The 24,579-nt window shown below is 69.0% G+C and carries 21 protein-coding genes and 1 pseudogene; 14 read left to right on the top strand and 8 right to left on the bottom strand.

Annotated features, from left to right (window positions below):
* Positions 1-2: 2 nt before the first annotated feature.
* Entirely contained in the window at positions 3-1,265 is a 1,263-nt protein-coding gene (locus WME96_RS35430) for a hypothetical protein (protein WP_437286005.1), read from the bottom strand.
* A 380-nt stretch (positions 1,266-1,645) separates the two neighbouring features.
* Between WME96_RS35430 and WME96_RS35435 the strand changes: the two genes are divergently transcribed.
* The 3 genes from WME96_RS35435 to WME96_RS35445 all read left to right on the top strand — a co-directional run bounded on the left by WME96_RS35435 (position 1,646) and on the right by WME96_RS35445 (position 5,211).
* The gene (locus WME96_RS35435; protein WP_437286006.1) at positions 1,646-2,482 is read left to right on the top strand and encodes a PP2C family protein-serine/threonine phosphatase; all 837 of its coding nucleotides are present in this window, start codon (positions 1,646-1,648) and stop codon (positions 2,480-2,482) included.
* A gap of 196 nt (positions 2,483-2,678) precedes the next feature.
* Positions 2,679-3,920: a hypothetical protein gene (locus WME96_RS35440; RefSeq protein ID WP_437286007.1), complete on the top strand. Its 1,242-nt coding sequence runs from the start codon at positions 2,679-2,681 to the stop codon at positions 3,918-3,920.
* Positions 3,921-4,311: 391 nt separating this feature from the next.
* Positions 4,312-5,211: an OmpA family protein gene (locus tag WME96_RS35445; protein ID WP_437286008.1), complete on the top strand. Its 900-nt coding sequence runs from the start codon at positions 4,312-4,314 to the stop codon at positions 5,209-5,211.
* Positions 5,212-5,347: 136 nt separating this feature from the next.
* On the opposite strand, the gene WME96_RS35450 is transcribed toward WME96_RS35445, so the two are convergent.
* Entirely contained in the window at positions 5,348-5,479 is a 132-nt protein-coding gene (locus tag WME96_RS35450; RefSeq protein WP_437286009.1) for a hypothetical protein, read from the bottom strand.
* A 275-nt stretch (positions 5,480-5,754) separates the two neighbouring features.
* On the opposite strand from WME96_RS35450, the gene makC (WME96_RS35455) reads away from it, so the two are divergent.
* The 5 genes from makC (WME96_RS35455) (at position 5,755) to makE (ending at position 9,949) form a co-directional block, all read left to right on the top strand.
* Positions 5,755-6,147: an alpha-pore-forming tripartite toxin MakABE regulator gene (gene makC, locus WME96_RS35455; RefSeq protein WP_437286010.1), complete on the top strand. Its 393-nt coding sequence runs from the start codon at positions 5,755-5,757 to the stop codon at positions 6,145-6,147.
* A 35-nt stretch (positions 6,148-6,182) separates the two neighbouring features.
* Complete coding sequence (gene makC / locus WME96_RS35460; protein WP_437286011.1) at positions 6,183-6,599, top strand: alpha-pore-forming tripartite toxin MakABE regulator; 417 nt, start codon at positions 6,183-6,185, stop codon at positions 6,597-6,599.
* Between the two features lies 1 nt (position 6,600).
* Entirely contained in the window at positions 6,601-7,665 is a 1,065-nt protein-coding gene (gene makB, locus WME96_RS35465; RefSeq protein ID WP_437286012.1) for an alpha-pore-forming cytotoxin subunit MakB, read from the top strand.
* Positions 7,666-7,705: 40 nt separating this feature from the next.
* Positions 7,706-8,821: an alpha-pore-forming cytotoxin MakA gene (makA, locus tag WME96_RS35470; protein WP_437286013.1), complete on the top strand. Its 1,116-nt coding sequence runs from the start codon at positions 7,706-7,708 to the stop codon at positions 8,819-8,821.
* A gap of 72 nt (positions 8,822-8,893) precedes the next feature.
* A complete protein-coding gene (makE, locus tag WME96_RS35475; RefSeq protein ID WP_437286014.1) occupies positions 8,894-9,949 on the top strand; it encodes an alpha-pore-forming cytotoxin subunit MakE in 1,056 nt (351 codons plus the stop codon).
* 118 nt (positions 9,950-10,067) lie between these two features.
* Here the strand turns inward: makE and WME96_RS35480 are convergent, their stop codons facing one another.
* A complete protein-coding gene (locus WME96_RS35480) occupies positions 10,068-12,887 on the bottom strand; it encodes a hypothetical protein (RefSeq protein ID WP_437292389.1) in 2,820 nt (939 codons plus the stop codon).
* 142 nt (positions 12,888-13,029) lie between these two features.
* Complete coding sequence (locus tag WME96_RS35485; RefSeq protein ID WP_437286015.1) at positions 13,030-13,299, bottom strand: hypothetical protein; 270 nt, start codon at positions 13,297-13,299, stop codon at positions 13,030-13,032.
* Between the two features lie 32 nt (positions 13,300-13,331).
* Between WME96_RS35485 and WME96_RS35490 the strand changes: the two genes are divergently transcribed.
* The 5 genes from WME96_RS35490 (at position 13,332) to WME96_RS35510 (ending at position 21,390) form a co-directional block, all read left to right on the top strand.
* The gene (locus WME96_RS35490; RefSeq protein ID WP_437286016.1) at positions 13,332-15,242 is read left to right on the top strand and encodes an aldo/keto reductase; all 1,911 of its coding nucleotides are present in this window, start codon (positions 13,332-13,334) and stop codon (positions 15,240-15,242) included.
* Between the two features lie 66 nt (positions 15,243-15,308).
* Positions 15,309-17,927 carry a rifamycin-inactivating phosphotransferase gene (gene rph, locus WME96_RS35495; RefSeq protein ID WP_437286017.1) on the top strand — a complete coding sequence of 873 codons (2,619 nt, stop codon included), beginning with the start codon at positions 15,309-15,311 and terminating at the stop codon, positions 17,925-17,927.
* A 642-nt stretch (positions 17,928-18,569) separates the two neighbouring features.
* Entirely contained in the window at positions 18,570-19,703 is a 1,134-nt protein-coding gene (locus WME96_RS35500) for an alpha/beta hydrolase family protein (protein WP_437286018.1), read from the top strand.
* Positions 19,704-19,837: 134 nt separating this feature from the next.
* Complete coding sequence (locus WME96_RS35505) at positions 19,838-20,851, top strand: SMP-30/gluconolactonase/LRE family protein (RefSeq protein WP_437286019.1); 1,014 nt, start codon at positions 19,838-19,840, stop codon at positions 20,849-20,851.
* 53 nt (positions 20,852-20,904) lie between these two features.
* The gene (locus WME96_RS35510; RefSeq protein WP_437286020.1) at positions 20,905-21,390 is read left to right on the top strand and encodes a class I SAM-dependent methyltransferase; all 486 of its coding nucleotides are present in this window, start codon (positions 20,905-20,907) and stop codon (positions 21,388-21,390) included.
* 357 nt (positions 21,391-21,747) lie between these two features.
* On the opposite strand, the gene WME96_RS35515 is transcribed toward WME96_RS35510, so the two are convergent.
* Both WME96_RS35515 and WME96_RS35520 read right to left on the bottom strand, forming a co-directional pair.
* A complete protein-coding gene (locus tag WME96_RS35515; protein WP_437286021.1) occupies positions 21,748-21,918 on the bottom strand; it encodes a hypothetical protein in 171 nt (56 codons plus the stop codon).
* The gene (locus WME96_RS35520) at positions 21,890-22,378 is read right to left on the bottom strand and encodes a hypothetical protein (protein WP_437286022.1); all 489 of its coding nucleotides are present in this window, start codon (positions 22,376-22,378) and stop codon (positions 21,890-21,892) included. The genes WME96_RS35515 and WME96_RS35520 overlap by 29 nt, the downstream gene beginning before the upstream one ends.
* A gap of 300 nt (positions 22,379-22,678) precedes the next feature.
* On the opposite strand from WME96_RS35520, the gene WME96_RS35525 reads away from it, so the two are divergent.
* Entirely contained in the window at positions 22,679-22,813 is a 135-nt protein-coding gene (locus WME96_RS35525; RefSeq protein WP_437286023.1) for a hypothetical protein, read from the top strand.
* 77 nt (positions 22,814-22,890) lie between these two features.
* Here the strand turns inward: WME96_RS35525 and WME96_RS35530 are convergent.
* Both WME96_RS35530 and WME96_RS35535 read right to left on the bottom strand, forming a co-directional pair.
* Positions 22,891-23,034 (bottom strand): annotated as a pseudogene (locus tag WME96_RS35530) (LLM class flavin-dependent oxidoreductase); the annotation flags it as partial.
* Positions 23,035-23,116: 82 nt separating this feature from the next.
* Positions 23,117-24,355, bottom strand: coding sequence for a hypothetical protein (locus tag WME96_RS35535; protein ID WP_437286024.1), 1,239 nt, complete (start codon positions 24,353-24,355; stop codon positions 23,117-23,119).
* Positions 24,356-24,579 lie beyond the last annotated feature (224 nt).

Genomic DNA, 24,579 nt, shown 5'->3' on the forward strand with positions numbered 1-24,579 from the left:
CGCTAGGCTCCGCGCGCGGTCCGCGCGGGTGATGCCTCGTCGAGCTCGTCCTCGGCGGCGCGCTCGAGCGCCGCGCGGAGCTCGTCGTCGGCCGTGGCCTCGGCGGCGACGCGGATGAGGTCCTGCGCCTCGGGCTGTCCGGCGATCCGCAGGAGGAGGGCAGCGCCGATGCGGCGATCCGGCGGGGCGCTGGCGTCGCCGAGGGCGTGGCGCACGTCCTCCAGGGTCAAGCCGGTCGCGCGGTAGTCGTCGGCGGCGAGCATCTTGCGGAGATCCTCACGCCAGGCCGCGAGGTCGCGGCCGCGCCGCTCCAGCGCCTCGGCGCCGCGCGGGGCGGCGCCCCCCGCGGCGCTCTTGCGTGCCTCGCGGATGCGCAGCGCGAGCGCCCTGGCCAGGCCGCGCTCCGCCCGGAGCTCGACCGGGCGATCGCCCCCCTGTCGGAACAGGAGGAGGCGATCACCGCGCGTCCGGATCGCGGTGAGCACGGCGTGGGGGAGCCAGGTGCGCGAGAAGGGGCGCTCGACGAGCACGCCGTCGCTGCCCACCACGATCCGCGCGGGACGAGCGACGCGGCGGCTGAGCCAGACGACCAGCACGTAGAACGCCAGGTGCTTCGCCTTCAACGAGGCGGAGCGATCGACAACGACGCTGAGCTCGTCGAACCAGGCGCTCGCGAAGCCCATGATGAGCGCGGCGACCAGCAGGCCGGCCCAGACGGCCGCGCGGTCGCGTTTGGCGATGCCGAGCGAGACCGCGACGCGCCGCGCTTCCGGGCCGAGCCCGAGGGCCGCGAGCAGCCGCGCGCCCTCCTCCTCGCTCTCGACCTGCACCTCGAATTGCCGTCCGCCGCGGAGCTCCAGCGCGACGCAGGAGCGCGGCTTGGGCACGACCAGGCCGGAGCGGATCGCGGCGCGCGGGATCCAGCGAGCCGCGGCGCCACGGGTGAGGCGCAAGCCCGTCGCGCAGGCGGCCACGCGCACCGTTCCGCGCCGGATGAGCGGAGCGGAGGTGACGAGAACGCTCACCAGCACGAAGAAGATGCCGGCGAGGAAGCCGGATCCGCTCCAGGCCAGGAGGTCGCGAGCCATCTGACCGAAGAGCGGGGAGGCGAGCTTCTGCCCGAGGACGGCGGCGAACGCGCCGGCGAGCAAGGGTCCCACGCTCGAGAGCAGCGCGAAGCACTCGAGGACACGTCCCAGGCCCGTGTGACGCTGCACAACGCGGGAGCTCGTGAGCTCGAAGGAGGGGCTGGTGGTGGCCGGCATGCGGCGGAATTGTCTCTTCGGTAGACCCGGATGCGCACGCAAATAGCATGCTCCGGCCGTGCCACGCTCGCCGATCGCCGTGCATGTCCCGGACTTCGACCCGAAAGCGGCCGGCGCCCGCTACCAGGGGCGTTGCGCGCGTGGGTCCGCGAGCAGAGCGACCATCAAGACCCGGGCGGGCCGCCCGATCGTGAGACGGCGAAGCCGCCGGACCCAGAATTGCAGATATTGCAGATGCAGATGATGGCAGATGACGGCCTCCTCGTGGCGCGCCCGGCTCCACCGGGCCCTTGCGGCCCCGACGGCAGCAGCTAAATTCAAGGTCAGGCGGGCCCATCGGCCGTGCTCGGCCGCTGCATGAGCGAGAGGATCCCGTGGTCGTGGACGCATTGCACATTCTTGCGCACGCATCGAAGGGGGGCTGGGCTCCCGACGGCGACGACCGGTGTCTTGTGGATCGCGACCTTGGGCTCCTCCTGGTCGCCAACGGATCGGGACCGAAATATGGTGGGTATCACGCGCCGTTCGGCCTTGACCCAGGCCTGGACGCATTCCGAAGCACATTCGCCAGCTCGTCCGACTCCGAGCCGGCGCGGCTGCTCGGGGCGCTCGCCGCCGCCGACGCGACGATGAGGCGCCTCGGCGCCGAGTATGAACGGCTGTTCGAGGTCGAGCGCTCCAGGTCGTCCGACCATCCCATGGAGGCCGCGCTTCGCGCGGCAGACGCGGTCCGGCCGAAGCGCTGGAGCCATTTGCGCTCACATTGTCACTTCGCAGGCGGAATCACTGCATGCAGCATCCAGGCGAGCGGCGCGCTCTGCTTCGTCCAGGTAGGGAGCGGGCGCGCCTATTTGCTTCGTGACGGCCGTCTTCGTTCCGTCGTGAAGGACCACACTCTCCTCACACGGATGGAGGAGGGTGAGGTGAGCATGGATGGGATCGACTATCGCGACAACACCATCTTCTATCGTCACATCGTGACCCAGCTCCTCGGCATGGGCGACCATCTGAAGCCGGAGTGTGCGCAGGAGCGCCTGGAGCCGCGGGACCGCGTGCTCGTGTGCACGGAGGGCGTGTGGAACCATGACCGGGGCGAAGAGTCGGTCCTCCAACTCCTCGCCGCCACGCCTGCCGACTTTCGCGAGCTTCTGGACGCGACCGCGCGGGGGTGCATGCACGACGCGACGGCGATCCGGTTCTCACATCGAGACGCTTGACTCCCGCGGGCTACGTCGACGTCACCTACGCCGCGTGGGGAGGCATCCCCCGGCGGTCCGCGGCCCGCTCGATCGGCTCATCGTGGAGCTCCGGGCCTGCCGGTGGACCGCGACGCCTTCGAACAAGCGCGATGCCGACGCGCCCATTTCAGAACGCGCTTTCCGAACGCTGGTGTCTTGCCGTACCCTCTGCGCCATGCCGCCGTGGGGCACCTGCGGGAGACGATCCGTCGGGGCGCTGATGCTCGCCGCGCTGGCAGCCTCCGTGGCCTGCGGAGGACCGCCGGCCTCCGCGTCGAACGCAGAGGCCCGCCTCCCGCGCGGCGCGCCGCCGGTCCACGCGCTCGAGCGCGGCGCGCGCGCGCTCGAGCCGCCGCCGGTCTCCGCGCACGCGCCGGCGCAGCCCGTTGGCGGGACGGAGCCGCGGCTCCTGCGCTGCCCGGCGCGGGACGGCGCTGACCCCGGCAAAGGCTGGGTGATGGACTCGGACGGCTGGGTGATCGATCCGGAGGGACGCCTCTGCTGCAAGCCACGGAATGCCCCCCCGAAATCGCGCCGAGGCGACCGTTACTGCTTCGAGAAGGTGGCACCAGCGTTCACGGAGCCATTCGCGATGGTGCTCCTGAGAGGAGACGTGGAGATCCAGCCAATGCATGTCCCCTTCGCGCTCGGATCCGCGCGAATCACGAGCACGGAGCACCTGGACTTCCTGACCAAGGAATTCCCGGGGATGCGCCCTGATGCTCGGCTCTTCCTCACCGGGGCGACACGGAAAGGTGAGACCTCCTCCGATGCCGCGGATCGCCGGCTCACCGCGGAGCGGGTGTCTGCGGTGCGCCGTGAGCTCGAGAAGCGGGGCGTGCCCGCGTCGCGGATCGTGGAGCAGGACGAAGGCACGCTCCTGTGTACCCGGTTCGAATTCACGCCCGGGCCTCTGCGCACGTTGCTCGACTCGCCCGTCGTGCTCCTCTACTCGACCCCGCTCAAGCCCGAGACGCTGCGCGACGACAGGTGGAAGACCGAGGAGCCCCCCTGCGTGCCGGGCGCGATCGCGACGCGCTTCCTCCCGGCCGCGGAGCTCGAGGGCGACATCCTGCGCATCGAGGCCTGTCACGCCGGCGAGTGCGCTGCCGCTCGGCTCGCGCTCGACACCCTGGGCGCAGGCGACCAGGCCGTGCTCGCGCTCGAAGGGCGGCTCTCCGCGGCCGCTCGTCTCACGTGGGAAGCGCCGGGCGGGTTCGCCCTCACGGTGCACACCACGTTCAAGGACGACCGCCCGCTCGCCTCGGGGGAATGGTTCTCGCTGCGCGTGCAGGTCGACGACGAGGTCGTCGCGCGGTTCGAGGAGGCGCTCGTGTACACCAGGAACGAGCAGCGTACCAGCGCGGGCCTCGAATGCCGCCAGGCGCGGGTCCCGCGCGAGCTCGAGCCGCGATGATCGCACGACGACGCGCTCTCTCGGAGGAGATCCCTTGATCGCAGCACCGCGATGCCCCGCGCGCCGGAGGCGAGCCTCGGCGGCGCTGATGGTCGTCGCGCTCTGGGCTGCGGGGGCGTGCGGGGGCCCGCGGGCGGCCAACCCGGAGGCGACCTCCGGCCGGTCCGGACAGTGGCCACCCGCCGGTCTGCACGGACAGTGGCCGCTGAGCCGGTGGCCAGAGCGCCAGGCGAGCGAAGCGCCCGCGCCCGAGGAGCCGGCGGAGCCGGGCGTCCTGAGCTGTCCTTCGCTGCGCGGCGCTCCCAGGGCGCATGGCTGGGTGATGAGCCGTGATGGCCGCCTCTGCTGCGCGCCGCGTTCTACAGCCTATTCCCCTTCATGGCCCACCACGGTGAACATCGAGAGCTGCCTCGACGCCCTGGCGCCGGGGCTCTCGACGCCGAAGTACGTCGATCACCCGGTCGAGCGGACGGCGTTCCGAGAGGTCGTCCGCTTCGAGCGCGGCTCGGACAGGATCGTTGTCGGGGAAGTGCTCGACAACGTGGCGAAGGTCCTCGCAGACTACCCTTCAGGCTCGGTGACCCTCGTCGGGACGACACGCTGCGGCGAGATGCCGTCCGAGGCCGCGGCTGCGCAGCTCGCCCAGAGGCGCGCTTCTGCGGTGCGGGGCGAGCTCGAGCGCCGCGGGGTCGGCGCCTCGCGGATCGTCGTGGGGGATCGCTGGGCGTTCGCGCAGAGCCGTCTGGATATCAGCAACGAGCAGCGGCTCCTCCTGGTCGACTCGCCCTCTGTCATCCTGTTCTCGAGCCCTGAAAAACCGAGAGCGGTGGTCCTGATCGAGGATCGCTGTCTACCCGGGGTCATGGCGAAGCTCACGCTCCCGGCGGCAGAGCTCCGGGGCAACCGGCTCACCATCGAGGCGTGCCACGCGGGCCGCTGTGCCACGGCGCGGGTCTCGCTCCGCCCCCTGGCCGCGGAGGACCGCGTCGTCTTCGCGCTCGACGGGCCGCTCGGCGCGGGCGCGTTCCTCGCCTTGAAGCAGCCCCGCGCGGAGCTGGAGGTCCGCACCGTGGTCGAGGCCGAGGAGGCGCTCGCCCAGGGAGATTCGTTCTCGCTGCGCGTCCAGGTCGACGACCGCCTTGTCGGCCGACTCGACGAGCCCTTGACGTACGCTCGGCAGAAGCCGCACCCGGGCTCCCGCGCCGCGTGTCTGCAGGCGCGAATACGGGCCGACGTATCCGGGGAGTCGCGTCAGGGCAGCGAGCCGAAGAGCCCCAGGGACACCAGGTGAAGAGGAAACGGGAGGCGCCGACTTCCTTGCCTCCAGTCCTGGCCTGTTGGGCACCCTGGCGGGACTGTTCCGCGGGGGCGAAACGTCTCGAACGCCGCCTGCGCATCTCCGAAGAGCTACCTCTGTCACCAGCTAGCTAGTAGAACCGGCTCGACTGCAGATGGTGGGCGCCGCAGGTGTCCGAGACGGTCACCTTGTCGACGAGGTGCTTCTCCAGCAGCTCCGCCCCCTGCTGGCTGCTCCGGCTACGACGGGCCCGCCTGGACATTCGAAGACTCCTTGCCGTGCGGGTAGAACGACGGCGATGCCGTCGCACCTCAGAGGAGGCAGATCCTCGCAAGTGCTTGTGCTTCCCGACTTCGTGGAAGAAGGAATCGTCGTACGTCCTCGAATTGTAGTTTCAACTTATTTGCGGTGCTCTCATGAGGCCACCGGACCGTGATCGAGCTGTGTCCGTCCGGACAGGCACCTGACATCGAGCTACCCTGGCTCCATCATCACGCGGGTGGGTAGCGAGGAAACCAACCCACGGTGGGGGCGGAGATGGAGCAGATCTGCGCGCTGATCGTCGTCGATACCGAAGGCGCATTGTCAGGCGGCGGCGCGTCAGAAAATTCATATCTGGTCGACACCAACGGCTTTCTTGGCTCCTGGCGGGAGGGAACGTCCTCGCTCCACACCGTTTGCCAGGACGGGCAGATGGTCGTGTGGAGCGTCACGCCCGTCAGCCCCGGCAGCGACGTGTCGATCACCGGCTTTTCGGGGGCGATGGTCTCGAGCGGCGCCTGCGCGCCGGCAGCCAATGACGATCTCGGCGAGGGCGCCTGGTCCGGCCGCGTCGAGTCGCACGGCGCGTTCCAGTCCTACGAGTACACGGTGAGCCTCTCCGTCGGGGGCTCGCCCATGTCGTTGAGCGCATTTCTGAAGGTCGTTTAGCTCCGGGCGCCGCCCGGCCGTGAAGGAGGCAAGGTATGGCTGACAATCTGCGAGGCATGAACAACATCGACGTGCTGATCGTCGTCGATGCGGAAGGCGCGCTCGCCTCGGGCGACCTCCAGGGCAATGTCTACATGATCGACACCAACAAGCATATAGGTTCCTCGAGCGAGGGTCAGGCAGAGCTCTTTACGGCCTGCAAAGACGGGCAGATCATCGTCTGGAACGTGGCGCCCGTCTCGCCGTCCAGCGACGTCGAGATCACGCAGTTCACCGGCCAGATGGTCAACGACAAGGTCTGCGTCCCGAAGCAGGTGACGACGCCTGACGGCGACTACTGGGAGGGCCGGGTGGAGTCGCAGGGCGCCCTGGGCGACCGGCAATATTCAGTCGTCCTCACGATGGACGGCAAGGCGATGACCTTTGACCCCTTTCTGAAGATCGGAGCCTGACATGCTGAGTCCGACCATTTTCAACGCTCAGGACCTGCTCACCCGGGGCTTCAACCAGATCCTCCGCATCGACGGCTACGCGATCACCACCCAGAACACCTTCGTCGGCAAGCTCGCCTCCGACCCCGCCTGGCTGACGCCGGTGCGCAGCCGGATCGCCATGCTGGCGAAGGCGGGGGCCTCCTGGACGGCGGAGCGGCCCGACATCTGGGCCGGCGTCCTCGTGCCCTTCGTCGATTATGCCGCCGCCTTTGGCGGGGTCGCCGGCGAGGCGCCGCATACCGCCGCTGTCTGGATCGATCTCCTCCAGCAGGTGCTGATACCGGAGCTCGACAAGGCGATGAGCGGCACCAGCGCGGCCGACGCCTCGCTCCAGACCCATTACGACGAGTTCAAGAGCATCCAACCGCTGCTCGCCGACAGCATCAACCGTGGCTGGCAGGAGCTCGCCGAGGAAGAGCAGCAGATGGAGAAGATCGCGGCGGAGCTCAGCCACCTGCAGGACGAGATCGCCGAGCTCCAGTCGTCGATCACCAGCACCGACATCAGCACGGGGAAGGCAGTCGTCCAGAGCACGGTGACGATGCTCTACAACGTCGTCAGCGGCACGGCCGCCTCTTTCTCCTTCCTCTCGATGGCGGGCGCCGCCTTCACGGTGGGCAAGACCTTCTACGACATCATCCACAATACGTCCGAGGTCGCCGATACGCTGAAGCAGATCGCTGGTCTCCAGCTCCAGGCGAGCGAGCAGGCGCAGGCCGCGGCAGGCACCAAGCTGGTGCTCCAGCTCCTCTACCACCTCGGGCTGCGCTTCGGGGCGATCACCAACATTCTGCCGCAGATCGTCACCATGTGGTCAAACGAGCGCGAAAAACTCCAGCTGGTCATCGAGGCGCTGCAGAGCGGCGCGGACCCGGCGACCTATTTCGAGCTCGCGACCATCTCGGTCGCCAACTCCAACTGGCAGGCGATCAAGAAGTTCGCGCTCCAGGTCCAGGCCGCGCAGACCACCGCCGGGCCGCCGGTCACCCTCGATCCACAGCAGCCCGGCGCCGCCGCGCCCTGATCTCACCCGACCATGACCCAGACGATACAGGAGACGAGAAATGTCAATCGCCGCCAACAACCCGCAGAGCACGTCCGACCTCCAGAAGCAGACCCAGAGCGCCTTCGTGATGTTGAGCCTCATCACCCAGGCCTGCCACGGCATCCTCAACACCGTCTTCATCGCCCCGGACCCGAAGCCGTCCTGGTTCGATGACCTCCATGACAAGCTCGACGCCGCCAAGGCGGTGGCGGTCGACTGGATCGACAACCTCGCGCCGAACGTCACCGGCGGCGTCCCGACCCAGGTGATCGACTACGGCACCACCTACCAGGCCTTCACCGCCAAGATCGACGCGATCGCGGCGCAATATCCCGACGCTCAGGGCGCCGACGATCCCCACGTCAAGCAGGTCCATGACCTCATCGTGGCGCTCGAGGGGAGCATCCAGACCATCCTCGACAGCGCCCAGAAGACAGCCGGTCAGCTCAAGGGCTGGGGCGACAGGATCCAGAAGGCGCACGACGATCTGAGCACGGGCGCCGCCAACATCCAGAGCGCCGAGACGACGCTCCAGGCGGACATCAACAAGATGAACAATGCTATCCAGACGCTGCAGGACACGATCCACGATGAAAATATCGCCATCGCCGCGTCGGCCGCGGGGATCGGCGTCGGCATCCTGTTGCTGGTCGTCGGCATAGCGCTCGCGCCCGAGACGGGCGGCGCCTCGCTCGTCGTCGCCGGCACGGGCGGCCTGCTCGTCATCGGCGGCGCGGTCACGTGGGGGATCATGCAGCAGAAGATCAACGCGCAGTTCGACGAGATCGCCAAGGACCAGGCCGAGAAGGACTCCGACGATCGCCAGATCGTCGCGCTCCAGGGCCTCGCCAGCGCGTCGAACCAGTCAATCACCTACACGACCGATGCGAGCAACGCGCTCTCCAACTTCCGCACCGCCTGGAACGTGTTCCAGGGCGAGCTCCAGGGCGTGCGCGACAAGCTTAAGAAGGGACAATCCAGCCTCCAGGTGATCGTCCAAGACGCCTTCACCGACGCCGCCGCGCAGGAGTGGCAGGACGCGACAAACTTCGCCCAGAGCCTCGTCAACGCGCCGGTCAGCTTCCCCTCGGCGCAACTGCCGATGAGCAGCTCGACCCTCGCCGCGGTGGCCTGACGAACGGCCAGCCGCCCGGGCAGCCCGCCGGCTGCCCGGGCGCGCCCCGACACTCCAGCCGAAAGGACGTCCATGCCCTTCACCGCCGCCGCAACCAACGCGCAAATCGATTCCGGCATGAGCGCGGTGCTGCTGCTCAACTCCTCCTGCCAGGCCGTGATCGAGGCCGAGATCTACCAGGTCTCCTCGCCCTGGTACGACCAGCTCGACCAGGAGCTCGGCGCCGCGGAGGAGCTGGTCATCCAGTGGCGCCGCAGCGGCTTCCTGTACTTCCAGAGCGAGGTGCTCGACTCGATCGACGCCGCCGGCCAGGCTTTCGCCGCCTCCAAGGCCCAGATCGACGGCCTCTATGCTTCGCTCTCCCAGAGCTTCTCGGCCGAGCTCGCCGCGCAGCTCGTCGCCGCGCTCCGGGCGCTGGAGCCGCCCGTCCAGGCGATTTCCGGCCAGATCGCCGCCTATCTCGCGAGGCTCGCCCAGTTCGAGCGGCAGATGGGAAAGCCCCATTCACAGATGCAGACGACGATCGCGGAGGTCCAGGCCGAGGAGGTGTCGCTCAAGGCTCAGATCGATGCCATCAACCAGCAGATCGCCTCGCTCCAGCAGCAGGTCCAGGTTGACCGCGCCGCCATCGCCCAGGCGCAAGCAAGGCAGCGGAGCGGTATTCTGGAGACGATCTTCGGCGTCGTCCTGGCGCCGTTCAGCGGTGGGCTCTCGCTCGTCCTCGTCGGCATCGGCGTCGCGTCGATCGTCGAGGCGCAGGCGATGATCGACAAGATGCAGTCGCAGATCCAGAGCTACCAGCAGACCATCGCCGGTGACGCGCAGATGCTGAGCCAGGACCAGGCGATCATCGCGACCTTGAGCGGCCTCACGATGAGCACCGGCCTCGTCCTCTCCGACATGGACGGCATCGAGGAAGCGCTCGATTCGCTGCGCGCGAGCTGGACGGCGCTCGACGGCGAGCTCGCCAACGTCGTCGACGAGGTTCGCCGCGCGACCAGCTCGCAGCAGGTCATCGTCAGCCAGGCCTGGTACGACAGCGCGAGCAGCGAGCTCGCGCTGGTCGTCCAGCATGTTGACGGCATCCGGGACCCGGACATAAGCACCCGCCGCGTGACGATCAGCTAACGAGCCTGCCTCGGCCGGAACCATTGCTGACAGCTCAGAGCGCGGCGAGGTGGCGCTCCACGGGGCCCGAGTATCCCGAGTTCTTGGGCGGGCCGCGCCGTTCGGTCACCGCCACGGCTCAAGGCGTGCTGTCCGGATCCGCCGGATCGCTCCCCGAAGCGACCTCATCGCCGTCGAGGAAGCCGTCGAGATCGCGGTCGACGCCGATGCGCTCCCCGTTGCCCGGGGGCACGCAGGTGTAGGTCAGCACGCTGCTCGTCGCGCTCACGATGATCCGCAACAAGGCGTCCGGGATGGGTGGCAACGACTGCCGGTTCGCCGCGAACTCGCCCTGGCCGAGGTAGAGGAAGCCCGTATCCTGGAGCCAGAAGCGGCCCTTGGCGACGAGATCGCACTCGCCCGCGTCGGCCCGCTCCATCAAGAGGTCGATCCGCGCGCCGACCGTCGCTCCGTTCATGGCGTCGAGCGTCACCTGCTGGCCCACGATGGGCGCCAGGTTGCTCTCGAAGGCGAGCTGATACTCCTCCATGTCCCTCTTCGCCTGCGCGCCGGCCGCGTCGTGCGGGATGCCGACGGGGTTGAGCGGCCCCGCGTCGAACCCGCTGCAGAACTTGAACAGGTCCGGGATGGAGCCGTCATGGAACAGGCCGAAACCGCGGACCTGATCCCCCAGGAATGGATCGGGCGGGACCGACCCGGACGGCGCGCTGGTGCCGAACATCCCAACCTTCTGATACACGTTGCGCAGGTGCGGGACCTTCACGACCTGCGGCTCGGCGTCGTTCGACGAGCGGCCGTCGGCCCCGAAGAACCCTCGAAAGACGCCCTCGCTCGGGTTGGCGTCGAGATCGACCACGTGGCACGCCCCGCAGGCGCCGTTCGGGACGACGGTGACGCTGCGAAAGAAATCGCGCCCGGCCTGTTGCCGCGGTGTGAGCGAGTTGTCGAGGTTCCGGATCGGGTTCGGCGGATAGGTGACCTGGAGGATGAAGTCGGTGAACTTCTGCATCTCCTCGTCGGAGAGCTGCGCGCTGCGCCCGAGCAGGTCCACGAACGCGCCGTTGAACTTCTTGAACGCCGCGTCCTCGTCGAAGGTGCCGTCCTCGGGCTGCGAGCTCGCCTCGTCGTTGCCGCCGGTGCGGTCGCCGCGCCAGTGCATCGGGCCGTGGTTCTCCATGCCGCGCAGGCTCTGGGTCGTCATCGGGCCCTTCATCGGGTGGAAATCGGGGTCCGCCCCGAGGAGCGGGTCGGTGCCGAAGATGGGCTCGAACGAGGGATCGATGGGGACGATCGGAGACGGATTGTTGAGCACGCTGCCGTCGGGGTTGCCGAGATCCCACGCCAGGCTGTCGAAATCCGCGAAGACGTGGCAGCTCCCGCAGGCCGATTCGCCGTTGCTCGACGTGAAGCGCGCGTCGTAGAGGAACGGGCGCCCCTCGACGATCGCCGGCGGCTCGGGGTTGTGCATGGGGACGTGCGCGATCTCCTGCCGCGTCGCGGTGTTCACCACGGAGATCGCGTTGTCGAAGCGGGTGAGCGCGAAGAGGCGGTTGCGCGCGTCGTCGAGCACGATCCCGGTGGGGCCGCCGCCGCTCAGCGCGATGTGGTCCGCGGCGCTGGGCGCGAAGGTGTCGTTCTCGAGGGCGGCGGTGTCGAGCACGCCGATCTTGCTCGACCCGAACGCGGCGATGTAGAGCTTCTTGCCGTTCTTCGACACGGCCATCCCGAGCGGCTGCGAGAGGCTCTTGTCGTTCACCGCGCTCGGCGGCGGGGCGGGCGGGGCGTCGTAGTCGATGTGCTTGTTGAGGTGCCGCGTCGCGACGCTGCCGGCGCTCAACACGGCGATGCGCGCCTCGTGCAGGTGGCCGCGCAGGCTCTCGCCCGCGTGGACGCCGGGCCCCTCGAAGCGGAGGTCGTTGCGGGCCTCGGTGTTGCTCACGTAGACCTTGCCGCTCTTCGGGTTGACGGCCATGTTGAAGAGGATGGTGCCCACGCCGGCGTAGAAGCCCGCCGGGCCGGCGAGCTGCGCGGGTGGGCTTGCGGTCGCGTCGATGACGAAGACGTCCTTGTCCGGCAGGGAGAACCTGACGTCGTCGTCCCAGTTCCGCCCGAGGACGTCCCGCCAGTGCTCGCCGTCGTGCTTCACGAGGATTCCGACCTCCGGCGCGGGGACGCCCTCCGCGTTCGTGTTCGGCCCCGGCACCCCGCCGGCGTCCTCGCCGCCGTTGGGCACGACGAGCTCGGGGACGATGGTGGTGCGGTTGCCGGAGTGGAACGCGGCCGCATAGACGCGCTTCCCGTCGGGCGTGACCGCGAGCGCGCGCGGCGTGTCGCTGAAGAGCGTGACGATGGTGAGCGGATCGCCGCCGAGGGAGCTGCCGAGGTGATTGGCGTCGAAGACCCAGACGTCGGCGCGCCCCACGCCGGGCGTGGTGAGCTGCGGGTCGAAGGGGATGTTCTGGCCGCGGTGGGCGGCGGTGATGAAGGCGCGCGCCCTGCCCGGGCCTGCGAAGACGACGTCGCGCGGCTCGTCGCCGACGAGGAGGGTCCGCACGACGGCGCCCCCGTACCCGCCCGGGGCGACCTTCACGACGCTCACGCTGTCGGAGAGGTGGTTGATGACCCAGACCTCCGTGTCGCTGCGCGCCGCGACGGCGACCGGCTCGAGGCCCACCGGCACCGAGCCCCGATGCACGAGGTCGCCGCCATGGATCGCGAAGATCTCGAGGTGGCCATCCGGGGTATTGACGGCGAAGAGGAGCTTGCCGTTCGGTGAAAGGGCCAGCGGGCGGACCTGCCCGCTCTCGAACAGCGTATAGGACGACGTGGCCGCGGCGGCGCTGCTCACGGCGAGCGCTGCGGAGAGCGCTGCGGCTGAGAACGCGGACTTCACGAACGCACGGCCAAGAGACGAGCCTGAACGGCGCGACGCTCTCATCATGGGCACCTCACTCGTGGGGGAACGATGGCCAACGCTCGTCGACAAGGAACGACGTGTGGACACGATGATCGCACGTCCTGCTGAGCTTGCCAATCAATACGGTTCTTCTGCTTCTCGCCTTACGCCCCCAGCGTTCCAGTCACGATAACGCCGTGCCCCCGAAGAGGGCGCCAGATCGCTGACAAGAGCTCGACGCCGTCATCGGGCTGACGCGGAGGATCTCTGGATGTCGGAGACGGACTCCCGGGGATGGACCCGGGCCACGACCATGAGCGCGCACGCCACCGAGCTTCTGCAGCGTCAGCAGCGTCAGCAGCGTCAGCAGCGTCAGCAACGTCAGCAGCGTCAGCAGCGTCAGCAGCGTCAGCAGCGTCAGCAACGTCGGCGACATCAGCGCCAGCGCTTGCATCGAGCCGCGGACCTGGCTACGCCAGCGTCTCCGTGACTCCCGCCCCCTCGCCCTACGGTGTCCTAGGCCCCCTCGACGTTCCCCTCGGCCTCGGCCTGCTCCGGCTGGCCACGGAGGGGCGCCCCTCGGAAGAGGACGCGACCGCCGTCATCCACGTTGCCCTCGATCGAGGCGTACGCCTCCTCGACACCGCCGACTCCTACTGCCTCACCGACCGCGAGGCCCACTATGGAGAGCGCCTCGTCCGCAAGGCGCTCGACGCGTGGTCCGGCCCGCGCGACGACGTGCGCGTCATCACCAAGGCGGGCCTCACCCGCCCCAAAGGGCGATGGGCCCCGAACGGCAGCCGCGACCACCTGCGCCGCACGGTCGAGGGCAGCCTGAAGGCGCTCGGCGTCTCGCGGATCTTCATGCTCCTCCTCCACGTGACCGACCCCAAGACCCCCCTCGAAGAGAGCCTCGTCGCCCTCGCCGAGCTCCAGAAAGAGGGCCTCATCGAGCACCTCGGCCTCAGCAACACCTCCATCGCAGAGGTCCGCCAGGCCGAGCGGCACTTTCCGGTGCGGGCCATCCAGGAGGAGCTGAGCGTCCTCGATCGCGGCAGCGCCGCCCGAGGCCTCTTCGAGCTCGCCAGGCACATGGGCATCCCCTTCCTCGCCCACCGGCCGCTCGGCGGTCACGCCAAGGTCGATAACCTCCTCAAGAACCGCGCGATCAAGCCCATCGCCGCGCGGCACGGCATCACGCCCCAGGAGGCGGCCCTCGCGGCCCTGCTCGATCTCGGCCCGCCAGTCCTTCCCCTGTTCGGGGCGACCAGGCGGGAGAGCGTCGAGTCCTGCTTGCGCGCGCTCCGGGTCCCCTTTGGCGCGGGCGATCGAGCCGACCTCTCGAAGACCAGCTTTGCGCCCACGGCCGATGCGCTGGCCTATGTCGCGCCCCCCGTGATCCCCGCCGGCCTGCGCAAGCTCGAGCCCGGAGAGGGCCCCGGCGATGCGCCCGAGGTGGTCGTGGTCATGGGAATCCAAGGGGCCGGCAAATCGTCGGAGGTCGCCCGCTACACGGCGAAAGGGTACGCGCGCCTGAACCGCGATGAGCTCGGCGGCACGCTCGACGGCGTGGTCAAGAAGCTCGGAGAGCTGCTCTCCTCGGGGCAAACGCGGGTGGTCCTCGACAATACGTACGGCACGCGCGCGTCGCGCTATGCGGTGCTCCGGATGGCGCATGCGCACGGCGTGCCGGTCCGGTGCCGGTACCTGGCCACGCCCATCAACGAGGCCTACGCGAACGTCGTCCTGCGCGTCCTCGAGCGCCACGGTAAGCTGCTCGGGCCGGAGGACATGAAAGCGCTCGGCAAAGAGGACCCCAACCTGCCGCCGCCGCAAGCGCTCTCGCGGTGGGCCGCGAATTTCGAGGCGCCGCACGTGGATGAGGGGTTCTCGGTGGTCGAGGAGATCCCGTTTGCCAGGCGCGTCGATCCGCTCTTCACGGGCAAGGGCCTGCTCCTCGACGTCGACGGCACGCTGCGAAAGACAAAGAGCGGCGAGATCTACCCGCGCGACCCCGGCGACGTCGAGCTCCTGCCCGGCCGGCGCGCGGTCCTGGAGCGCTGGGTCAACGACGGATACACGCTCTTCTTCGTGTCGAACCAGAGCGGCATCTCGAAAGGATCGGTGACCGAAGAGGCTGTCCTGGCCGCGTTCTCGCGGACGGTCGAGCTCCTCGGCCTGCCCGTGGCCGAGGTCGTGTACTGCCCGCACCCGGCGTTTCCTGTCGGTTGCTTCTGCCGCAAGCCCCTGCCAGGGCTCGGGATATCGCTGATCCAGCGCCATAAGCTCGCGCGCGAGCACCTGGTCATGGTCGGCGATATGGAGAGCGACCGGGAGTTCGCGCAAGCGCTCGGGGCGAAGTACATGACGGCCGAGGAGCTCTTCCCGGGCGCGTGAGCGCCCGCGAGCGCAGCATGGCGCCCACGCAAAACGAGCTGCCGATTCCGTGAGGGAGGTGAACGGATGCGGACCTATGTGCTCGATCTCCAGGAGGTCGATCGAACGAAGGACAACGTGGTCGGGGGAAAGGGTGCGAACCTGGGGGAGCTCTCGCGGATCGAGGGGATCCGCGTGCCCGCCGGCTTCTGCGTCACGACCGAGGCCTTCCAGCGGATCATGGGAGAAGCGCCGTCGATCGGCGGGTTGCTCGATCGGTTGTCGTCGCTCGAGGTGGGAGACCGGGAGGGCATCCGGGAGCTCAGCGGCGGGCTGCGCCGGATCATCGAGGGGACGGCCGTCCCCGAGGACCTGCACGCCGCGCTCACGCAGGCGCTCTCCAGGCTCGGCGCGGACGATGCCTGCGCCGTACGGTCCAGCGCGACGGCGGAGGACTTGCCGGGGGCTTCCTTCGCGGGCCAGCAGGATACGTACCTGAACGTCATCGGGACGCAGGCGATCCTGCAGCACGTCCGCCGGTGCTGGGCATCGCTCTTCACCGAGCGGGCGGTGACCTACCGGATCCAGCACGGCTTCGACCACCGCAAGGTCCACATGGCGGTGGTGGTGCAGAAGATGGTCTTCGCGCAGGCGGCCGGGATCCTCTTCACGGCCGATCCCGTCACGTCGAACCGGAAGGTGTCGTCGATCGAGGCTGGCCTCGGCCTGGGGGAGGCCCTGGTCGCCGGCCTGGCGAGCGCCGATCGCTACAAGGTGCGGAACGGCCAGATCATCGACAAGGCGATCGCCAGGAAGACGCTGGCGACGCGTGCCCTCGAAGGGGGCGGCACCGAAGAACGGGCGATCGAGCCCGAGCGGCAGGGCGGGCAGGCGCTGACGGATGCGCAGATCCTGCGGCTCGAGCGCCTGGGCCGGCAGATCGAAGGGTATTTCGGCCACCCCCAGGACATCGAGTGGTGCCTTGTCGAGGAGGAGCTCCACATCGTCCAGAGCCGGCCGATCACGACGCTGTTTCCGATCCCCGACGCAGGGGATCGAGGCAACCACGTCTACCTGTCCGTCGGCCATCAACAGATGATGACCGACCCCATGAAGCCCCTGGGGCTGTCCCTGTTCCAGCTGACCGCTGCTGGCCGCATGTACGCAGCGGGCGGCAGGTTGTTCGTCGATCCCACGAAGACGCTCGCCTCACCGGCCAGCCGGGACGCCCTCCTGGATCTCGTGGGGCGCTCCGATCCGCTCACCAGGGACGCCCTCTCGACCCTCATCGAGCGGGGAGACTTCATCGAGCCTTTGCCCGGCGATCCGGCGGCCTCGCCTCCCGGCCAGGGCAAGCAAGGGTCGGCGCTCGCGCGCTTCGACGCGCAGGTCGAGGACGACCCGGCGATCGTCGCGGATCTGATCGAGCGCAGCCAGGCCGCGCTCGAGGAGCTGAAGCGCGACATCCGGACCAGGAGCGGAACGGCGCTGTTCGACTTCATCCTGGAGGACATCCAGCGATTGAAGGAGTCCCTCTCCGATCCGCGGAGCATGGGCGTGATCATGGCGGCCATGAGGGCCGCATGGTGGCTCAACGAGAAGATGATGGCGTGGCTCGGCGAGAGGAACGCCGCGGATACGCTTTCCCAGTCCGTGTCGAACAACGTCACGTCGGAGATGGGCCTGGCGCTGCTGGATGTCGCCGACGTGATCCGCCCTTATCCGGACGTGGTCGCCTATTTGCAGAGCGTGAAGCACGATGGCTTCCTGGATGAGCTGGTCGAGCTCGACGGCGGGCAGCTGGCCCGGGACGCCATCCGGGCTTACCTCGACAGATACGGCATGCGATGTGCCGGGGAGATCGACATCACGAGAGCCCGCTGGAGCGAGAAGCCGACGACCCTGGTCCCCTTGATCCTGAGAAACATCAAGAATTTCGAGCCTGGTGCCGGCGAGCGGAAGCTCGAGCAGGGGCGGCAGGAGGCGCTGGAGCGAGCGCGGGCGCTGCTGGACCGGTTGAGGGAGCTGCCGGACGGGGAGCAGAAGGCCAGCGAGGCCCGGCGGATGATCGACCGGCTCCGGAGCTTCATCGGTTATCGCGAGTATCCGAAGTACGGCATCGTCAATCGCTATTTCGTTTACAAGCAGGCCTTGCTGCGAGAGGCCGAGCGGCTCGTCCAGGCCAGCGTGATCCACGACGCCGAAGACATCTACTACCTCACGTTCGACGAGCTTCGCGAGGTCGTGCGCACGCATCGGCTGGACGACCAGCTGCTCGGCAAACGGAGAGCCGAGCACGAGCTCCACAAGAGGCTGACGCCCCCGCGCGTCATCACGTCCGATGGGGAGATCGTGACAGGCGCGTACAAGCGAGCCGATCTCCCCGCCGGAGCGATCGTCGGCCTGCCGGTCTCCTCCGGCGTCGTCGAGGGACGAGCCCGCGTCCTCCTGGACATGGCCGGCGCGGATCTGGAGGCGGGGGACATCCTCGTCACCGCCTTCACCGACCCGAGCTGGACGCCCTTGTTCGTGTCCATCAAGGGCCTGGTGACCGAGGTCGGGGGCCTGATGACCCATGGCGCGGTGATCGCCCGGGAATACGGCTTGCCAGCCGTCGTCGGCGTGGAACACGCGACCCGGTTGATCCGGGATGGGCAACGCATCCGCGTGCACGGCACGGACGGGTATGTCGAGATCCTCCCATGAGGAAGGTCCGGCCTTCCGCTGCCGCAAGCGCATTCCGTCCCGTCTCACCTTTGCGAACGCAGCCGCAGGTCGCACATTTGTGAACGCACACACAGGTCGATGACCCCACCGCCTCTGCGCCAGTCGAGCGGGCCGGCGAAGATCGCGATCCTGCGCACCCCCTTCCGAGCGCGGCGCGCCGGACGAGCTGGCGTTTGACGCGGCGCTCCAAAGGAGACCCGCCAGCCCCTTCCTCCGCGGAGATCGAGGGCATCCGCAGGCCGGTCGATTGGAATTGACATCCAGAATGTGAACGCTCACACTGCCGTGGACGGGTATCCTTTCGCTTCAGTCGTTCGATGATGGGATTTCGCCCTGTTCAGCGCCGGGCGAGACGACGCGACGTTTGCCAGCGGCATCGCCATGGTGATCGAGACGCTGCTCCAGACGCTGGGTTTTCTCTACCGAATTGAACTGGCGCCTCGCCCCTCGCCGGGTCGGCGTTGGGCCGGACGCTGCCGCATCCGAGTCGCAACAGAGATTCATCGTGTGGGTCGAGTCGAGGGCGACGCCTCGGGGTCACACCTGGTTTTCGGCGGCTCGAATCGCGGAGAGACGCGAATGGGGTCCCTCTCTTCGCTCGTGAGGTGATATAAAATTGCTATGAAGACCAGATCTAGTTGGGCTTTCATCGGGGCCGCGCTGGGCATGATCGTCGGCGCCTGCGGTGGCTCGATTGACGACGGCAACGCTGGTGGGAGCGGCGGATCCTCGGCGACCTCGGGAGGGAGCGTGAGCGGCTCGGGCGGCGAGCAGGCGGCCTCCACCGGAGGTCCTCCGGCTGCGGGCTCGAGCAGCTCCCAGAGCACGACCGGAGGGTCTGACGCCTCCGGCACGGGCAGCGCGGGCGGAGCGTCGCCTGCCGGCGGCGGGGACATGGCGAGCGGGAGCGGAGGCTCGGGCGGCGGCGTCTTCACCGGCACGTGCACCGCGTCGCAACGGGTCAACAAGAACGTGTCGGGGAGCGGCCCTCATCAGGTGGTCCTCGAGACGAATCCAGACCCGGGCATCAACCAGGGCACCATCTTCCGTCCGGCGGATCTCGACGGGGACACCAAGTATCCCATCTTCGTCTGGGGCCAGGGCGGATGTTCGCGAGATGGGTTCGCGAATGAAGCGGCCATGGCCGAGATCGCCTCGCACGGCTACTTCGTAGTGGCGGACGGGACACCGGGAAACACCGAGCCCAACCGCGAGCTCGGGGGCGGCGGCGACGTGCTGCTCGCCTACGTCGACTGGGTGATCGCCGAGAACGAGAAGCCTTGCAGCGCCTACTACCACAAGATCGAGACCACGAAGGTCGGCGCGAACGGCTTCTCCTGCGGCGGCTTGATGGCGGCGGGGACAGCCGCAGATCCCAGGATGACGACCTGGGGACACACGAGCAGCGGCTCTTTCTCGGTGAACCAGGCGTTCTACAACTCGATTCACACGCCCGTACTGATCATCACCGGCACCGCGGACAGCGTGGGCGCGTACCCGAACGGGCAGAGAGACTACGAGAACATCGCCGCCCAGGGTGATATCCCGGTCATGATGTTCGCCAAGGTCGGCGCGGACCACGGGGGCGATCTGTGGGCCCGGAACGGCGGCGAGTTCACCCAGGTCAACCTGGCCTGGCTCAACTGGTGGCTGAAGGGCGACGAATCGGCCAGCGGCAAGGGCGCGCTCGTCGGCGCGAGCTGCCGCTTCTGCACCGATAGGAGCTGGATGGTCTCTTCTGCCAATCTGCCCTAGATTGGATCGCTCTCGGACCGCCTTGCTCCGAGGAGCAGGGTGGTCTGACCGACAAGGCCACCCTGCATTTGCTTCTTACCCGCTCGGCCAGAGCCCCCGGCGTCGTGGTAGATTCGCCGCCCGGAGGTCTTCCCATGGCACGAGCCCCCGGAATCTTCACGTGCATCGTCGCTGCGGCCGCGGTGGTCTCCTGCGGGGGGGAGGCGCCGCCGCCCGCGCTGGCGCCGGCGGCTCCCGCGCCCGCCGCGCCCGTCGCGACGGGCAGCGTCGAGCCCCCGCCTGCGGCGCCGGCTGCTCCCGCGGCGTCCGAGCCGCCCAGGCTCGCCGCGCCGAGCCCGGTCGCGACGTACACCGGCTTCGCCAGGCCGGAGAGCGTGCTCTACGACGCGGACAACGACCGCTACCTCGTCTCGAACGTCAACGGCAATCCGCACGACAGGGACAACAACGGCTTCATCTCCGTCCTCTCGCCCGACGGTCAGGTGACGAACCTGAAGTGGATCGAGGGCGGCAGGAACAAGGTCAAGCTCGACGCGCCGACGGGCTCGGCGATCGTGAACGGCGTGCTCTACGTCGCCGACCTCACGACCGTCCGGATGTTCGACCTCGCGAGCGGGGCGCCGAAGGGGGAGATCGCTATCCCCGGCACGACGTTGCTGAACGACGTCGCGGCGGCTCCGGACGGCAGGGTCTACGTGTCCGACTCCGGGTTCACGATCGGCGCGACCGGCAACCTCGAGGCGACGTCGAGCGACGCCGTGTATGTCGTCGAGAAGGGCAAGGCCAGGGCGCTGGCGAAGAGCACCGGCCTGCGCATGCCGAACGGCCTTGCGTGGACCGACAAGGGGCTCGTGGTTTGCTCGAGCGGCGCTCCCGAGGTCTTCCGCCTCGACGAGAAGGGCGCCAGGCAGGACGTGACCACCACGGCGCCCGGCGGCCGCCTCGACGGCCTGGTCGCCGTCGGAGACTCGCTCCTCGTGACCAGCCACGAAGCCTCGGCGGTGCTCCGCGGCAAGCTCGGCGGGACGTTCGAGGTCGCGATTCCCGAGCAGAAGACGCCCACGGATATCGGTTATGACACGAAGCGTGGGCGCGTCCTCGTGCCTCACGTGATGGTGGACACGGTCGACGTGTACGAGCTGAGGTGACCTGCGGACGAAAGAGCCCGGTCAGCCGGCACATCGGGGCCGGAAGCACTCGAATGCCGCGTGATCCATCGTCCAGGCTTGCGGCGATCGTGGGAGCCCTCCCGTTGCGGCCAGGGCTTCGTGTTCTGGAGATCGGTTGCGGCCCTGGTGTCGCGGCGCGCGCCGTTGCCAGGCAGATCGGCGAGGGGCATGTCCTGGCGATCGACCGTTCGAGCAAGGCGATCGCACAGGCCCTGGCGGGATCACGAGATGAGCTGGCCTCTGGCCGTTTGAGCTTTCGCCATGTGGCCATCGAGGACTTCGAGCTGAAGGAGGGGGAGAGACCTTACGACATCGCGTTTGCGATCCGGGTTGGCGCGCTCGACGGCCGTCACCCGGAGGCTGGGCGTATCGCCAGGCAGCGGATTCGCAGAGCCCTGTGCGAGGGGGGCCGCCTCTATATCGATGGCGGCGATCCGCTTCGTGAGGTCTCCCTCGACGACCAGGAGCCCCCGCTCTCGCCGCGCGAGGTCCTCCTCGAGCCACGGCGCCGCCAGTGAGTGACGCCGATCGCGTCGAGCGAGGCGTTGTGCGCGTCGACCTTGCAGGACGGCTCTCGGATACTCGCGCGCGACGTCTGCGCCATGGCTGCCCGGGCACGGGGAAGCTCGAGCGTCGTTCGCCCGAATCGTCCCATGCGATCAGCGCTCGTCCTGCTGCTGTCCTTCCCGCCGTCACCTGCGCTGATCACCCTCGACTCAATTCCGGAAACCAGAACGCGATTGCCTCCTCGTTCAATCCTTCTTCACCTGTCCACCAGCAGGTCGGGTAACGCCATTCTTTTTTATAGAAATGCGCAGGAAGATCTTCGTGCGGACGAAACCAGGCGTCGCAGACGATCGGCCTGCTGCGCGCGGTCAGAATGCCGCAATAACCCAGCGCGCCGGCCCAAAAGCATCCAGATCTTTACACGTGTTGTATGCGATATTCAGCGCTTTTTTATCAAGACCGAATTTCTTCGCCTCACGTGCTATTTGATTCTGTGCCTTATCGGATCGATTACGCTGCCAGAAGCCATTCTCTTCCATGACCCAGCACCTTGGTTTCCATTGATCTGGACAATGCTCTGAAAGTGAATGAATTATCGATTGTGGTGACGCCGAGCTCCGTGGCGTGCGTGAAGTCCGTTGACGCCGTGCGCCCCGGCGTGTGCTCCTTCGGGAAGTAGGCTTCCATCTCCGGCCCGTGCTGCGCGCGCCACTCCCGTACGCGCCGCTGGAGCGTGCGTAGCTGCCCAGGCTCGAACACTCCCGCCTTTCTGCGCACCAGCTCCTCGAGGTTCGTGTTCGCCTCCAGCTCGCCCCGCTTGTCCGCGACCAGCAGCGGCTCGATCTCCGTCGCCCAGACCTCGGCGAACGGCTCCGGTCGCGTGCGCCACGTACACGGCTGCTTCGTCTCCGAGGGCAGCGGCCCTCGCTCCCACGTCCGCGCCGTCCTCTCGCTCATCCCGGCGGCCGCCGCGGCCGCCTCCGACGTCTTGCCTTCCATCCGCTTCTACCTCAGCCCGCGGACCTGCTCACTGCATACACGGCGGGCGCCAGCGGCCGCAACCTCGGCCTGCGACGAAGCCGCGGTCGCTGGCGGCGCCGAGATGCGCGCCGAGGGTGGTGCCTTTGCCTCGCTCATGGTATCGGTCTCCGCGCGGCGCTCGGTCATGACGTGTCTCGTCGAGTCGACGCTGGCGCTGCGCGGAGTGTCGTACATGCGAAGGGTCCACATTGCTCTCGGCGTGCGTTCACTGGCAGATTCGATGCTGAGTACACACAGCGCCTGGCGGCCCAGCCGCACGTGATCGTCCCGGGCCAGTGGACCGTCCGGTTCGCCCTCGCGCCCGGCGCGGGCGAGCTGGGCGATCTCGTCACGTTCGACGGTACGCACGTCGCCGGCGTGGACGACCTCGCCGACGCCGACTTCGTGGACTGACCCGCTGAGCCGAGGCGGCGGGCCCTCACCGGCACATCCCGGGGTCGCGATGAACGATGCGCGGGCGCCCGGCGGCGGCGGAAGTCGACGCCATGGTTGGTCGCCTCGTCCTCGTTCCAGCCGACGCGGATGCCGAAGTCGAAGCGACCGCCCGAGACGTGATCGAGCGTGGCGACCTCCTTCGCCGTGACGATCGGGTCGCGCTGGGCGACGAGGCAGATGCCGGTGCGATGGTCAAGCTGTCGCTTGACTGCTTGTCGCCTGCCGCCGCGGTCGCGCGGGGATCGCCGCGCCGTGAGCCGCTCAGCGGCTCAGGTCGCCGTGGAAGGCGAAGCCGGTGCCGAGCGGGGCCATGATGCGCTGGATCAGCGGCTGGTTGACCCGCGCGCGCAGCGCGCCGTTGTCCAGGCCGCGCCCTGTGCAGCCGGAGAACGCGACATGGACCGCGCCTCGACCGGCGGTGTCCTCGAGGAGCAACACCACGTCTGCCGGGGGCGGGGCCGGCGGGAGCGCGCATTCCTTCGGGTCGGCGTCGGGGTTCGGGCCGGGGGCCGCCGAGCTCAGGGCGGCGGCCAGCGCGGCGGCCTCCTGGCCGGAGAGGCGCGCGGAGGTCAGCAGCGTGTCGGCGCTGGCGCCGTAGTAGCAGATGGCGATCGAGCTCGGGTTGACGGGCGCCATCGCCGAACGCGCGGTGGGGTGCGTCGGCGCGGGGCGCTTCTCCGGAGGGCGCCTGGCAGGACACCCGTTGTGGTCGACGCTGACCAGCCGCGCGCTGTCGAGGATGCGGCGCGCGATCTCGGGGTCATGGGTCCGGACCGAGACCATGAGCTGGCGCGACGGGATCCTCAGCCAGCCGAGATGGCGTCCGTCGGCGCCCCGCCCCTCGGTGCGCTCGGCGCTCACGCCGCCGAGCGACACGTCGCGGCGCGTGAACTCCGGGCCCCTGCGGACGTCGGCCGGCGCATCGTGGCCGATGATCGCGACCTGCTTCGTCGGCTTCTCGGGCGTCAGGCAATCTCGCTGAATCCCCTGCGCCCGGACGACGGTGGGCCTGTCGCTCATGCCGCACCCGTAGTCGTTGACCGCCCAACCGGCGGGGACCTCGATCTGCAGGCCGAGGGAGCTCTCTGTCCGCCACCCCGCAGCGGCTGCCGCGCCGCTGGCGTCTGCCGCGCCGCTGGTGTCCGGCGCGCCGCTGGCGTCCGCCGCGCCGCTGGCGTCCGCCGCGCCGCTGGCGTCCGGCGCGGCCGTGGCGCCCGGCGCGCCGCTGGCGTCCGGCGCGCCGATGGCCGGCCTGGACCCGGCAGCGTCGGCGCCCGGGCTGTCCGGCGCGGCGCGCGCGCAGGCGGCCGCCCCCAGCCCGAGGGCGCCGGACGCGATGACCCACGCCAGCGCGCCTGACGCCAGGCGCCAGGGCCGCGCCGGACGCCACGGCCGCGCCGGACGCCACGGGCCGTGCCGCTGTCGCGCGTCGAGGTCGCCCCCGCCGGCCCCGGTCCACGCCCCCGCTGCCGTTTCGCTCTCTCGATCTGCCTTTTTCATCGCCGTCTCTCACCGTTCGCGCGGCGGCGCGGAACCGCCGCGGCACGCACCGACGCATGACGCATGAGTCGATGGATCGATCTACATGGAAGCGGCGCCCGTGTCCGCGGCGAGGGCGTGGGGGCGCCGCCGGGGTGCGAATGTGCGCGGCCGAAGAGGGGCGCGGCCATCGTGCCAGGGTCGCGCGGCTGGAGATCGAGGAGCCTGCAGCGCCCGCCGACGGC

Source organism: Sorangium sp. So ce406 (assembly GCF_051474675.1).
Lineage (GTDB): Bacteria > Myxococcota_A > Polyangia > Polyangiales > Polyangiaceae > Sorangium > Sorangium cellulosum_G.

Coding starts and splice junctions, on each gene's coding strand:
- WME96_RS35430 (WP_437286005.1), bottom strand. CDS start 1,265: ATGCCGGCCACCACCAGCCCCTCCTTCGAGCTCACGAGCTCCCGCGTT.
- WME96_RS35440 (WP_437286007.1), top strand. CDS start 2,679: ATGCCGCCGTGGGGCACCTGCGGGAGACGATCCGTCGGGGCGCTGATG.
- WME96_RS35450 (WP_437286009.1), bottom strand. CDS start 5,479: ATGTCCAGGCGGGCCCGTCGTAGCCGGAGCAGCCAGCAGGGGGCGGAG.
- makC (WP_437286010.1), top strand. CDS start 5,755: ATGGAGCAGATCTGCGCGCTGATCGTCGTCGATACCGAAGGCGCATTG.
- makC (WP_437286011.1), top strand. CDS start 6,183: ATGGCTGACAATCTGCGAGGCATGAACAACATCGACGTGCTGATCGTC.
- makB (WP_437286012.1), top strand. CDS start 6,601: ATGCTGAGTCCGACCATTTTCAACGCTCAGGACCTGCTCACCCGGGGC.
- makA (WP_437286013.1), top strand. CDS start 7,706: ATGTCAATCGCCGCCAACAACCCGCAGAGCACGTCCGACCTCCAGAAG.
- makE (WP_437286014.1), top strand. CDS start 8,894: ATGCCCTTCACCGCCGCCGCAACCAACGCGCAAATCGATTCCGGCATG.
- WME96_RS35480 (WP_437292389.1), bottom strand. CDS start 12,887: ATGAGAGCGTCGCGCCGTTCAGGCTCGTCTCTTGGCCGTGCGTTCGTG.
- WME96_RS35485 (WP_437286015.1), bottom strand. CDS start 13,299: ATGCAAGCGCTGGCGCTGATGTCGCCGACGTTGCTGACGCTGCTGACG.
- rph (WP_437286017.1), top strand. CDS start 15,309: ATGCGGACCTATGTGCTCGATCTCCAGGAGGTCGATCGAACGAAGGAC.
- WME96_RS35500 (WP_437286018.1), top strand. CDS start 18,570: ATGAAGACCAGATCTAGTTGGGCTTTCATCGGGGCCGCGCTGGGCATG.
- WME96_RS35505 (WP_437286019.1), top strand. CDS start 19,838: ATGGCACGAGCCCCCGGAATCTTCACGTGCATCGTCGCTGCGGCCGCG.
- WME96_RS35510 (WP_437286020.1), top strand. CDS start 20,905: ATGCCGCGTGATCCATCGTCCAGGCTTGCGGCGATCGTGGGAGCCCTC.
- WME96_RS35515 (WP_437286021.1), bottom strand. CDS start 21,918: ATGGAAGAGAATGGCTTCTGGCAGCGTAATCGATCCGATAAGGCACAG.
- WME96_RS35520 (WP_437286022.1), bottom strand. CDS start 22,378: ATGGAAGGCAAGACGTCGGAGGCGGCCGCGGCGGCCGCCGGGATGAGC.
- WME96_RS35535 (WP_437286024.1), bottom strand. CDS start 24,355: ATGAAAAAGGCAGATCGAGAGAGCGAAACGGCAGCGGGGGCGTGGACC.